10 protein-coding genes are annotated in these 11,780 nt (G+C 52.7%); 5 read left to right on the top strand and 5 right to left on the bottom strand.

Going from position 1 to position 11,780, the window contains the following annotated elements:
• Nucleotides 1-2: 2 nt before the first annotated feature.
• The 5 genes from JWZ98_RS23240 to JWZ98_RS15955 form a co-directional block, all read right to left on the bottom strand.
• Complete coding sequence (locus tag JWZ98_RS23240; RefSeq protein ID WP_240348019.1) at nucleotides 3-452, bottom strand: YtcA family lipoprotein; 450 nt, start codon at nucleotides 450-452, stop codon at nucleotides 3-5.
• On the bottom strand, nucleotides 439-909 hold the full coding sequence (locus JWZ98_RS15970; RefSeq protein ID WP_205450832.1) for a MarR family transcriptional regulator: 471 nt from the start codon (nucleotides 907-909) through the stop codon (nucleotides 439-441). The genes JWZ98_RS23240 and JWZ98_RS15970 overlap by 14 nt, the downstream gene beginning before the upstream one ends.
• A gap of 119 nt (nucleotides 910-1,028) precedes the next feature.
• Nucleotides 1,029-2,543 carry a TolC family protein gene (locus JWZ98_RS15965; RefSeq protein ID WP_240348017.1) on the bottom strand — a complete coding sequence of 505 codons (1,515 nt, stop codon included), beginning with the start codon at nucleotides 2,541-2,543 and terminating at the stop codon, nucleotides 1,029-1,031.
• 243 nt (nucleotides 2,544-2,786) lie between these two features.
• Nucleotides 2,787-4,682 carry an ATP-dependent zinc metalloprotease FtsH gene (gene ftsH / locus JWZ98_RS15960; protein WP_205450829.1) on the bottom strand — a complete coding sequence of 632 codons (1,896 nt, stop codon included), beginning with the start codon at nucleotides 4,680-4,682 and terminating at the stop codon, nucleotides 2,787-2,789.
• A 434-nt stretch (nucleotides 4,683-5,116) separates the two neighbouring features.
• Nucleotides 5,117-5,503, bottom strand: coding sequence for a hypothetical protein (locus JWZ98_RS15955; protein WP_101055002.1), 387 nt, complete (start codon nucleotides 5,501-5,503; stop codon nucleotides 5,117-5,119).
• Between the two features lie 444 nt (nucleotides 5,504-5,947).
• Between JWZ98_RS15955 and JWZ98_RS15950 the strand changes: the two genes are divergently transcribed.
• The 5 genes from JWZ98_RS15950 to JWZ98_RS15930 all read left to right on the top strand — a co-directional run bounded on the left by JWZ98_RS15950 (nucleotide 5,948) and on the right by JWZ98_RS15930 (nucleotide 11,695).
• Nucleotides 5,948-6,349, top strand: coding sequence for a hypothetical protein (locus tag JWZ98_RS15950; RefSeq protein WP_205450822.1), 402 nt, complete (start codon nucleotides 5,948-5,950; stop codon nucleotides 6,347-6,349).
• Nucleotides 6,350-6,713: 364 nt separating this feature from the next.
• Nucleotides 6,714-8,216: a hypothetical protein gene (locus JWZ98_RS15945; RefSeq protein ID WP_205450820.1), complete on the top strand. Its 1,503-nt coding sequence runs from the start codon at nucleotides 6,714-6,716 to the stop codon at nucleotides 8,214-8,216.
• Between the two features lie 526 nt (nucleotides 8,217-8,742).
• On the top strand, nucleotides 8,743-9,471 hold the full coding sequence (locus JWZ98_RS15940) for a VPLPA-CTERM sorting domain-containing protein (RefSeq protein ID WP_205450818.1): 729 nt from the start codon (nucleotides 8,743-8,745) through the stop codon (nucleotides 9,469-9,471).
• Nucleotides 9,472-9,765: 294 nt separating this feature from the next.
• Nucleotides 9,766-10,764 (top strand): sulfate ABC transporter substrate-binding protein, encoded by a 999-nt coding sequence (locus JWZ98_RS15935; protein WP_205450816.1) that lies wholly within the window; start codon nucleotides 9,766-9,768, stop codon nucleotides 10,762-10,764.
• A 28-nt stretch (nucleotides 10,765-10,792) separates the two neighbouring features.
• On the top strand, nucleotides 10,793-11,695 hold the full coding sequence (locus JWZ98_RS15930) for an EAL domain-containing protein (protein WP_205450814.1): 903 nt from the start codon (nucleotides 10,793-10,795) through the stop codon (nucleotides 11,693-11,695).
• The last annotated feature ends 85 nt before the right edge of the window (nucleotides 11,696-11,780 follow it).

Below are 11,780 nucleotides of genomic sequence, written 5' to 3'. Positions count from 1 at the left end.
TTTCATGCTGCATAAAACACCAGCCAGATGCTAAAGGTGCACAAAGCCCACAGGCTGGGGGCGATCAGCAGCGGTGGCCCCAAATGCGGTGCCAGGCGATAGTGTACCAATTGCCACATCAGCAGCATGCTGGCCGCCAGCCCGCCGAGGATGCAGATGATCCAGGCTGGCCAGAACGAACCTTGCACGCTGAGCAGCGGATCGCACGCGGTCAGGAAAATCGGGAGACTCGCCGGGAAAAACGTTTTAAGGGAACCTCTAAACATTCCCTCGCCCTTAGGGAGAGGGCTAGGGGGGTAAGTAATTGATTTTAATTCCCTCATCCCAACCTTCTTACGTGAGGAGAAGGAGGTGTTTTTATTTTTAGAGGCCCACTTAAGTAATGGCCCGGAGATCATTGTGCGCTTCACTTCAAACGTATAAAGATTTCGGTACTCGTTAGAATTCATCATCGACTTGTTCGATATGATTGCCGCGAGCGGCGATGACCGCTTCATGCAGCCGCTGTAAATCCGCCTCCAGTCTTTCGATGTCCTCGGGCGCATAATCGTCGAATAGGCGGCCGATATGGGCCAAATGCTCGGGAAAAGTTTGTTCGTATACGGCGCGGCCCGCATCGGTCAGGCGGATGATCTGGCTGCGGCCGTCTTTTTTTGAGGCCAACCTTTCCACTAGGCCCTTGTCCTCCAAACGGCTGACTACGCCGGTGAGCGTGCCTTTGGTAATCAAGGTTTCTTCGCCAAGTTTCTTGGGCTGCATGCCGGCGGTTTTGCCTAGCGTGATGATGACATCGTATTGCGGCAAGGTTAATTCGAGCCGGTGAACGTGGCGGGCCGCATAAGACAAAAAGGCCTGGTGGGTGCGGAGTAACTGGCGCAAAACGGTTGGAAAGGTAGAGTCGGAGGACATAATGTGAAAATAATTGTTCTAATTAGGATTCGATGATAACCGTAAGCTCATTCATGCTCAAGACCATCCCGGCGCATGGGTTTGGGGTTACTGGCTGTGTGGTCATGAAAGACGGCCGTTTAAGGCTCATTTGACACGTCCTGGTTTTGCTTGCCTGACACATAAACCAGTGTCGCGGCGGACCGCAATAAGCCCGCACGACTGTCGATTTCGGTAAAGCGGGCCCGCGCCAGATCTTTTTGCGCCGATAACAGTTCGATTACCGTCGAAAAGCCGTGTGTATAGGATTCCTGGGTGGCGGCGTAGGACTCTTCGGCGGCTTTCAACAGCGCCAAGGCAAACTCGCGTTTTTCCAGCGCGGTTTTGGTGTCGGCGTAAGCTTTCCAGATGTCGCGCATGATTTCCAGACGCAAGGCCTCCAACTGGGCTTGGGATGCCGACCTTTTGGCCTCGGCTTCCCGCACCGCATTGCTGCGTTCAAAACCGTCGAACAATGTCCATTCCACATTCAACATGGCCGTATCGACCATGGCGTTGGCGGAATAATTCTCTCCGCCGCTCGGTTTGGTCTGCACGTCACCCCAGTATTGATTGCCGACCATGCCGCGTAGCGATATTTTCGGCCAGAATTCCGCTCTGGCTTTTTTAACCTCCGCTTCGCGGGCGCGCAATTCGGCGAGGCGCGCCAGCAAATCGGGTCGTTGTTCCAAGGCCTGATCGACGATTTTTTCCACCGATTGCGCCAGTTCGGCGGGTAAGGGCAGCTGGCTCAGGTCAACCAGATGCAGGCTATATGCCGGCGAAATACCCAAATTATTGGTCAAATCGGCGCGTGCCTGAGTCACCGAGCCACGCGCATCTTGCAAGTCATAACTGGATTTTGCCTGCTCTTGCAAGGCCAGCAACAAGTCGGGCTTGGTGGCTAGGCCTTGTTTGAGTTTAGCTTGCACCGAGTCGGCGTTGGTCTTGGCCGACTCGAACGTTTGCTGCGCCGCCGTCACCTTGGCCAAGGCGGCCTGATAGGCAAAAAAACTGCTGGCCACCCGATAGGCAATTTCCTGGTGTTTACGGTCGAAGGCAAAATTAGCCGCGGTCAGACGCTCCGTACCGGCATCGACCAGTGCCTCCCGGCGCCCGAAATCGAATAAGGTCCATGCCAAATCCAAACTGGCGAACGCCGCGTAACCGTTGCTGACCAGCGCGCTGCCGGGGATGGGAAAGCTGCTGGTAAAATGTTGGCCGAATGCCATTGCCGTTAGCGTTGGATACCAGGTACTGCGATTTCTTTCCAGGCGCGCGGCAGCGGCTTTTGCTTCCTCCCAGCTAATCCGGGTTTCCGGATGGGTGCGTAAAGCCAAATCCACCAAGGCCGGTAAATCGTAGGTTTGTTGGATATCGATTCCGGCGTCCACAGCGCTGGGACTGGATGTATCAGGTGCTGGCGGCCGGTTTTGGGCTTGATAAGCGCGCCAAGACACAGCCGACTGGGCGGGGACTGGCGGAGTGTTTTCTGCATGCGGTAGCGGCGTCGGCACGCTGCAGGCTGTCAACACTGTCAATGTTGCAGTCGCCGCGCTGCGATAGCTTGGCGCTAAGTAAGCCGATAGTGCCGAATTGGAAACGAATTTTTTCAAGCGTTTATTGGGTTGTCGAATCACTCTAATTTGGAAAAAATCCTCTGGTCATTGCTGTATTGTTTAAACCCGACTCTATCATTTATTTGGGGCCGGCGAGAAACAGTTCATTGATGCAGTTAAGTTTTATAAAGTCGTCGCACGTCAAATTTCGGTTTTTTGATCCCTCGCCCAAGCCCTGCCGGCGGGGAGAGAGAGGATCTGCCGAAATTTGCTGTGCGAAGGGGCTGTCAGGTCTTGAGATCACGACAAAGCCGGTATTTTGCCGATAGGAGCGACCGTTTCAGTGGTCGGCCTGGGCAATTTGCCGTTGTCGGAGTGCCGTTTTGCCGGCTGGGCTGCCTTGGGTGGTGCGATCTTGCGGCCCTGCATCAGCTCGTCGATCTGATATTTGTCCAGCGTCTCCCAATCCAGCAAGGCTTGCGCCATATTGTGCAGAATATCCATATGCGTTTTCAGGATGGCTTCGGCGCGTCTGTAGTTATTCGCCAGGGTTTGTCTGATTTCATGATCGATCAGGCGGGCCATTTGCTCGGACATCGGTTTGGTTGAACCCATAAATCCGCTGTCGTTGTCGCCGCAATCCATGGGACCCAGGCGATCAGATAAGCCCCACTTGGTCACCATATTCCGGGCCAATTGAGTAGCACGCTGAATGTCGTTTGAGGCGCCGGTGGTGACTTTGTTTTTGCCGTAAATTAAGGCCTCGGCAATCCGACCGCCGAACAGGCTGGAAATTTGGCCCTCCAGTTTATCTTTGCAGGCACTGTATTGGTCGTGTTCCGGCAGAAACATGGTAATGCCCAGCGCGCCGCCGCGCGGCATGATACTGACTTTGTAAACCGGGTCGTGCTCAGGCATCAAACGGCCGACGATGGCGTGGCCGGCTTCATGGTAGGCCGTCATCAGCAAATCCTCGCGACTCATGATCATGGTGCGTTTCTCGGCACCCATGATGGCTTTGTCGCGGGCGCTGTCCAGGTTGTGCATCGTCACTTCCCGTTGGTTGTTACGGGCAGCGAACAAGGCGCCTTCGTTAATCAGATTGGCCAGTTCGGCGCCAGAAAAACCCGGTGTGCCGCGCGCCAGGTCGGTGATATTCACATCGTCCGCCAAGGGAACGCGGGTGGCGTGGACTTTGAGAATTTGTTCGCGGCCTTTGATGTCGGGCAAGCCGATTTGCACTTGGCGATCAAAACGGCCCGGCCTCAGCAAAGCTTTGTCCAGCACATCGACCCGGTTGGTCGCGGCGATGACGATAATCCCTTCGTTGCCGCTGAAGCCGTCCATTTCCACTAATAACTGGTTAAGAGTTTGTTCGCGTTCTTCGCCGCCGCCGATATTACCGCCGCTACTGCGCTGGCGACCGACGGCGTCGATTTCATCGATAAAGATAATGCAGGGCGCGCGCTTTTTAGCTTGCTCAAACATATCTCTTACCCGGGAGGCGCCGACACCGACGAACATTTCCACGAAGTCGGAACCCGAGATGGAAAAGAACGGTACGCCAGCCTCGCCGGCAATCGCTCGAGCCAGTAGGGTTTTACCGGTACCGGGAGGGCCCACCATCAACACGCCGCGCGGAATTTTGCCCCCCAAAGCTTCGTATTTGCCCGGATCTTTCAGGAAATCGACCATTTCAGCCACGTCCTGTTTGGCTTCCTCGGCGCCGGCCACATCATTGAATCGTATCTTAACTTGATCTTCAGTCATCAATTTGGCCCGACTTTTACCAAAGCCGTTTTGCGCGCCGGCACCCTGTTGCTGCTTACGCATGAAATAGATCAATACCCCGATCAGCAGCAAAGTGGGGGCCCAAGAGAATAACAGTTGCGTCAGGGTGGATTGCGTCTCAGGCCGCTCGACTTTGATCTTGACGTCATATTCCAAAAGATCGTCTATGATCCGCGCATCACCAGGGTTGTAAGTGGCAAAGCGGGTGCCGTTATGGCGGCGGCCGTCGATGGATCTGCCGTCGATCACTACTTCGGCAACAGATTTGCTGCGCACATCCTTGATGAAATCGGAATAGGAAATGTCGTTTTGCGAATTGTAGGAAGACAGCCTGGGATTGAATACCGCGAACATCAAGATAGCAATGCCAACGGTTACGGATAGAGCGATGAAGAGCTTTTTCATGATTGCGATCTCCTGTTTAGGATGCAAGGTTCAAGTGATACGCTTCGGCAAGACTTGGATTGATGCACGGACGTTTGCCGCATCGAATCAGGCGAGAATAGAGAGCCCTGGTTCGACATAAAAAATCAGCAACTTTTGCGCCATTAATTCGATATAAAAAAGACCCGCATCACCGCTTCGCCAGTTGGCGAACAAGTTAACTGTCACGTTTTTCTTTTCGGAGGTAAGAAAACGCTTGGAACATAGGTCCAAGGCCGACGCACGCGCATCAAATGCGCCGGCGTTATCCGCAATGCGGGTCGTAAATGGCAGTCTTTACATACAGCTTGAGCCCTACAATGCTCTAGCCTGTGTCCAATTTGTACACAAAACGCCCCGATTTTGTGCGCCGCTCGGCCCTTTGAGGCGTGGCTCAACCGGCGGTTTTACGCGGCTTAATGGCTGGAAATATAAAGCGTGTGCATTTCCTCGTAGCGACTTAAAGCGTCTTTCAAGGATTCGCCGGCCAATTGCAAATCGCCGCCGCGGGCTGCTTTCCAGGCGGTATTCAGGCGTTTACCGGCATGCTGGCGTTTGACTTCGAGATCGTTGTTCTCGATGTCTTTTTGCTGTTGTTTGGCATGGCTGACCAGCTCGGCTACCGTTTCCTTGTCTGCGCCGTTTTCTACTGCGGAGATGGACGCTTTGACTTTGGAAATGGTACTTTCCAGAGCGGCTCTTACTTCTTCGTGGCTAAAAGTCGCCGCGGAGACCGGAAAACTCAGCGCGCTGATAAGGGAGATTGCGATAGAGAAAGTTATGAATTTTTTGCATGACATCATGATGTTAGCCTCGGTAAACCAGAAAAAATAAATCGATAGCGGCTTGCGCCTCGGCACTTCAGGATCAAAACGAACTTATGTTTCGAGAGCTTCGTTTCAATTGATAGTGTGGGTAAAGTCTACCAGACTATGGTTCTGATTAGAACTTAATTTGTTTTCATAAGAACTATATGTGTGCTTTTCGTCACACTTTTTATTGCCCCGAATCTTAAATATTGTTCGGGCTGAGTGTGTCGAAGGACGCGCGGCATAAGGCTTCGACGCGCTCAGTCCGAACGGTGTACCCGTGTTAAATAGGGCCGGGTTTATAATTGAGTATGCATAGCGTGCCAGCCATAGTGGGGGCGCTGGCGTTTGCTTGATTGAATTGAACGCCAGCAATGTGCGGTTTTATTGGTAAGCTAAGGGCATAACTATTCTTATAACCACGCCTCGGAGAAAATAATGATCATGGTATTAAAAATTGCTGCTGCCACTTTGTTGAGTTTGAGCGGCACTGCGGCACATGCCTACGGCAGCAGCCAGAGTTCTCAGCACTGCGATAAACCGGTGTTTTCGGAGTTTCAGCCGGCAACCAATAAATATTTGCAATCGTTCAGCGAGTTTTCGTTTATGGCTTCCGCGAACACCACACTGACATCGGTGGTGGTTAACGTGAGTGCCGGCGAAACCAAATACCATTTCACCTCAAAGCAACTGCAAATCACCCAACAACCTAGTGGCCGCTTGGAGATAAAGGGCAAAGTGGATAGACCTATAGAAGGTGGATTTGCGCGCTTGAGTATTACCGCCCACAGCAAACCCGGTTGTGAAAAAACCGACGGCTATCTGATTCGCATTCATTAATCGCTAATTAATTCGGCCGTCAAACATCGTCACTCCCGCGCAGGCGGGAGTCCCATTCTTCATGCGGCCGCCGCAATTTCCAAGGTTAGGAACAATCTACACCGGACATTCAGAGCCTTCCCTTCCGGAATGCTGTAATCACCAAAATCAACGGACAACGCGCATCCGGCAAGACTTGGTATCTGGTCTATAGTTGCGGTTGACCGGCATATCCAGTGCTGGGACGTTAGATGCGCTCAGTGCGCGCCACATTCCGGTGCCGCCACGAGTCGGACGGCCAGTTTTATCCCGCTTGCTGCGCGGTAATTTTCGGAACGACCGGATAGCGTTGACCGCAGTTCAAGCGATTAAAAGGGTGATAACAATGACTAAAAAGCCTGGGTTTTATCTGTTTCCGATGTTGTTTTTCGCATCCGCTGTCGCCGCTGATTACAAAGCCGACATCGGCTATCAAGCCTTGCTCACACAATTAGGTGCAAACACGCCGACCGGCGCTGGTGTCAATGTGGTTCACGCCGAAGCGTCATTAGTCGAATCGCGGGATCACTCGGATTACCCCATCTATGCGCCGAATATTCGTAACACCCAATTCGCCGGTAAGACGTTCAGTTTTCCGGGAAAAAAAGCCAGTACCGCACCATCGGGACATGCTGACAGCGTCGGTGCCAGATTTTACGGTAAGGATTCCATTGCCAACGGCATCGGCAACATCGCCAGTTATGATGCCAACGCCTGGATCGATAGTCTGATTAGTCCGACGGCCTTGACTCCCTTCAACGCCAGTCGAATTGCTAACCATAGCTGGGTCGGCAAAGGCGACACCGTGCCGGAAACGGCGATGATTCTGCGCCTAGTTGATCGACAGGTGCAGCGCAACCAATTCATCCAGGTGGTTGGTATGCACAATGGCCTCAGCGACTCGCCGCTGTTGGGCAGCGCTTACAATGCAATTGCAGTGGGGCGCACGGACGGTAGGCAGGATAGAGGATCCGATGCGGTCGACTCGTTATATATATCGGGGCGGACGCGCCCCGATTTAGTGGCGCCGCAAACCACCACTAGCGGAGCCACACCCATAGTAGCCGCTGCTGCCGCGTTATTAGTTGAGACCGGCCACAAGGGTGGGGCTAATTTATCGCAGGGATCGATTAATATTGAGGGCGTGGGAACCGTTTACAACGCTGAACGCGCCGAAACCGTTAAAGCTGCGTTGCTGGCTGGTGCCGACAGAGCGACGCAGAATACTTCAACCACGGACAACATCGTCGACTATCGCCGCAGCGGGCATCAAACACTGAACGGCCTGGATGATAGATTCGGTGCCGGCCAACTGAATATTTTGCATAGTTACCAAATCATCGCCGGTGGCGAACAAGATAGCCTGGAAGATGGCGGTGCGGCAAACGGCATCGGCTTGGCTGGATTCGATGTCGATACGGCGTTCGGCGGCTTGGCTAGTAATAGTTTGGCGACATACAAATTCGCCGCCGCGACGGCTTTGAATTTGCAGGCGTCTTTGGTTTGGAACCTTGGGGTATCGAACGATCTGAATCTAACAACCACTTTATACGATCTGAATCTGGAGTTATTCGACGCCACGGCGCAAAACATCGCCGCTTTCTCGGCGAGCAGCGCCGACAACAGCGAGAACCTGTGGCTTAGATTGGTCACCGGTCATGACTACGAATTGCGGGTCAAATCCGGCGAAGCCAGTCCGTTCAGCTGGGATTATGCGTTGGCCTGGCATATGAGCCCGCTGCAATCGGCACCGGTGCCTTTGCCGGGGGCGTTTTCCCTGTTTCTTTCCGTACTCGGCGGGTTTGGCTGGCTGGTGCGCGGGAAACGGAGAAATACCGAAGTTTTCTGATTGAAGGAACCTCTGCCCAAGCAGTTTTCATCAGCGGCTGCGCACCCTCTCTTTGACTTATTCAGTAGACCCTTAAAATACCGGGTTCCGCTATTCCCGCGTTGGCCGGAGCGACGATATTTGTGGGCCGGGTTAATAAGCGGCTTCAGCTAAACCCAAAAATCCGTCATGCCTATGCAGATACCCAAAGGGCATAAATTGTGGCAAATAACGTTGTGCGTAAGTTATTTCACGGAAAATTCACCGCGCATTAATACTGGTCATCTACGTATCTTTCTGTATTTAAACAAAAATGTTTTGTGGTCTGAATATTGTATAGGGATCGCCGTGCTTAGCCATAGGCGTGGAAACGGCTAACACGATGCAGGACTTCCGATAATTCATACTCGTTTCTATAGGCAACTTAGCAAACTAAGTACGCCGCGGCCTACCTGCTTTCAAAGACGAGGGAACGGCGAATTTTTAGAGGCTCCTAAAATCAAGATCCCTACGCGCTTTAACTTCAATCAACATAAAGGTTGTAATCGTGAATAAACTAATAAAATCAATCGGTGTCGCCGGATTGGCAGGGTGTGCGCTCTTTGCCGAGGCCCAAGCAAATACACTGCAAGTGTCAGGCACCATTTATAAAGTAAGTGGCGGCACTACTTACGATACTTGGAAAATCAATATGCTTAGCGGCGGTACATTCAAAGTTGATGTGTTGGCTTATGAGGCCACGCAAAAGCAAACATCCACCGCCGGTTATCAGGAAGTCGACCTGAACAACGACGGTGAAATTACTTTTCTGGACCCGGATACTTATATCTACCGGGATGACGGCTTGCTGGATGCCGGCGACATGTTGGCGCGTTGCGACGATTCCGATGGCAATCACTGCCCCGATAGCAGCAATCAGCCGATTTTGACAAATACCGACGGTTCGGCGGATGGTTCGCTTTTCTTACGTGATCCGGCGTTTAACGTCACCTTGCAAGCCGGTAATTATTTATACCTGGTGGCCGATTACACCTTATCGACCAGTGAAGCCGTCGCCGGTATCAATACTAACGACAACTTGACCTTACCGACCGGGCTTCCCGCCCGCGATCATGGCGATTATCGGCTGACCTTAAGTTCCGATACGCTAAATTTTTCCTTGGTGGGCAATACCATCACGGTCTCGCAAGTGCCTATTCCCGGCGCTGTATGGCTATTCGGCAGCGCGCTGGCCGGATTGGCGACGGTAGGGCGGCGTAAGATAGCTGGGGTTTGACCTTGCTCATCGGCGGGAGGCTTGGGCTTCCCGCTGCTTTTTGTTCTGGTATGGCACCAGCCGGCGAACGCCTTACTCGCCGCTTTGCCGGAATTTTCCTGAAAACCTTGGTTTACGGCGAACCTGGCCATGCGTCAGGGTTGCCTGTATCCGGAATTAAATATCGCAATATAAGATATTTAATTCTAATTATATCGTTTTTGTTGGTTATCGGCTTTGCGTAGCATAAGCCCCGTGGTCAACCAACATTCAGCTTGCCGCAAGCAGATCGATAACTTTTTTTCAGGAGTACCCATGAGATTCACCCATACCTTCAAGCCCTTACTCTTCGGCATCGCCCTGGCCCTCAGCGGCAATGCGCTGGCCGAACGCACCCTGCTGAACGTGTCTTACGACCCGACCCGCGAGTTGTATAAAGAATATAACCAACTGTTTACCCAATACTGGAAAACCAAAACCGGCGAAGACGTTAGTATCCAGCAATCACACGGCGGCGGCGGCAAGCAAACCCGCGCCGTGATCGACGGCCTGGAAGCCGACGTGGTGACCTTGGCTCTGTCCGGCGACATCGATCAAATTCACGAGAAAGCCAATCTGTTACCCAAAGATTGGCAAAGCAAACTGCCCAACAACAGCCTGCCGTACACCTCGACTATCGTGTTCCTGGTGCGCAAGGGCAATCCCAAAGCTATCAAAAACTGGGACGATTTAATTAAGGACGGCGTCTCCGTCGTCACCCCCAACCCGAAAACCTCCGGCGGTGCCCGCTACAACTACCTGGCGGCCTGGGCGTTCGCGGAAAAGAAAAACGGCAGCAAGGACGCCGCCAAGGCTTTTGTGGAGAAGCTGTTTAAAAACGTGCCGGTCCTCGACTCCGGTGCGCGCGGCTCCACCACTACTTTTGCCGAACGCGAAATCGGCGATGTTTTAATTACCTGGGAAAACGAAGCATATTTGGTGCTCAAAGAATTCGGCGCCGATAAATTCGAAGTCGTCACCCCGCCGTTCAGTATCCTGGCCGAACCGCCGGTCGCGGTGATCGAAGCAGTGGCGAAAAAGAATGGTAACCAGGATCTGGCGATCGAATACCTGAAATATCTCTACACCAAAGAAGCCCAAGGGATTATCGCCAAAAATTTCTACCGGCCCACCGACAAAGACATCGCAGCCAAATACGCCAAACAATTCCCGACTTTGGAATTGGTTAGCGTAGGCCAATTGGGTGGCTGGGGCTTGATTCAAAAAGAACACTTCGACGATAACGGCGTGTTTGACAAAATTTACGGGCGCTAAGAAGGTTTAGGCAGAGGAGGGTGTAGCCATGGTGGAAAATACCATCGAATTGCTCCGTGACGATTTGGAACGGGCCTTGTATCTGGATTTGGACGAATTCAAACTGGAAATCGAGCAACAGGAAGTACTGAGCCGATTCATAGGCCTGAAATTGCGCAGCGAGTTTCAACCGATATTCGATGCCGGTAAATCCCAGGGATTGCTCGGCTACGAAGCCTTGCTGCGCACTTCCACCGGCTTGGAAGCCGTGAGTCCGGATTTTGCGTTCAGTTGGGCGGACAACCAGGGCAAATTGGTGAAGCTGGATAGGGTGGCTAGAACCCTGCACATGCTGAATTATCTGAATCTGCCGGCGGATAAGGGCTTGCTGTTTTTAAACGTACATCCCAAATTGCTGGTCAGCGTGAATACGCACGGCAAGGTGTTCGAACACATTCTGCATCTGCATTCGGTGCCGACTACAAGGGTGGTGTTGGAGATCATGGAAAACGCGGTGGAAGCCGATCAACAGTTGCTGGAAGCGGTGGACAATTACCGCGACCGCGGCTTCCAGGTGGCTATTGATAACTTCGGTAGCCGGCATTCCAATCTGGATCGCTTGTGGCGCTTATCGCCCAGCTTTGTGAAACTGGATTTAAGCATCATCCATCAAGCGCAAACCGATGCCAAGATCCGCCGGGTGTTGCCCAAATTAATCGAAATCATCCAGGCCCTGGGCGCGCAAGCGATCATTGAGGGCATCGAAAACGAAGTACAGCTGGATATTGCCTTGGATGCCGGCGGCAAATTACTGCAAGGTTATTTCCTGGGAAGGCCGGCGGCGGCTGGGTATTGGCAAAAACCCAGGCTGGCGGTGCAAGAGAATCTGTTAATGCCCGGTGCGCCGATGCATTTCGGCAGTTTCAGCGTCCCGGCTCAGCACGGTATGTAGTGTGTAACGACTGCAAGATAGTTTGATGGTTTACCGAAAACTCGGTGAGATGTGCTCTCCTGTGGCAATCCTGCTAACCCCGCCT

The sequence above is a fragment of the Methylomonas sp. EFPC1 genome, assembly GCF_016925515.1.
Lineage (GTDB): Bacteria > Pseudomonadota > Gammaproteobacteria > Methylococcales > Methylomonadaceae > Methylomonas > Methylomonas defluvii.
This window is presented reverse-complemented; position numbering and strand designations above follow the sequence as displayed.

Coding starts and splice junctions, on each gene's coding strand:
- JWZ98_RS23240 (WP_240348019.1), bottom strand. CDS start 452: ATGATGAATTCTAACGAGTACCGAAATCTTTATACGTTTGAAGTGAAG.
- JWZ98_RS15970 (WP_205450832.1), bottom strand. CDS start 909: ATGTCCTCCGACTCTACCTTTCCAACCGTTTTGCGCCAGTTACTCCGC.
- ftsH (WP_205450829.1), bottom strand. CDS start 4,682: ATGAAAAAGCTCTTCATCGCTCTATCCGTAACCGTTGGCATTGCTATC.
- JWZ98_RS15955 (WP_101055002.1), bottom strand. CDS start 5,503: ATGATGTCATGCAAAAAATTCATAACTTTCTCTATCGCAATCTCCCTT.
- JWZ98_RS15950 (WP_205450822.1), top strand. CDS start 5,948: ATGATCATGGTATTAAAAATTGCTGCTGCCACTTTGTTGAGTTTGAGC.
- JWZ98_RS15945 (WP_205450820.1), top strand. CDS start 6,714: ATGACTAAAAAGCCTGGGTTTTATCTGTTTCCGATGTTGTTTTTCGCA.
- JWZ98_RS15935 (WP_205450816.1), top strand. CDS start 9,766: ATGAGATTCACCCATACCTTCAAGCCCTTACTCTTCGGCATCGCCCTG.
- JWZ98_RS15930 (WP_205450814.1), top strand. CDS start 10,793: ATGGTGGAAAATACCATCGAATTGCTCCGTGACGATTTGGAACGGGCC.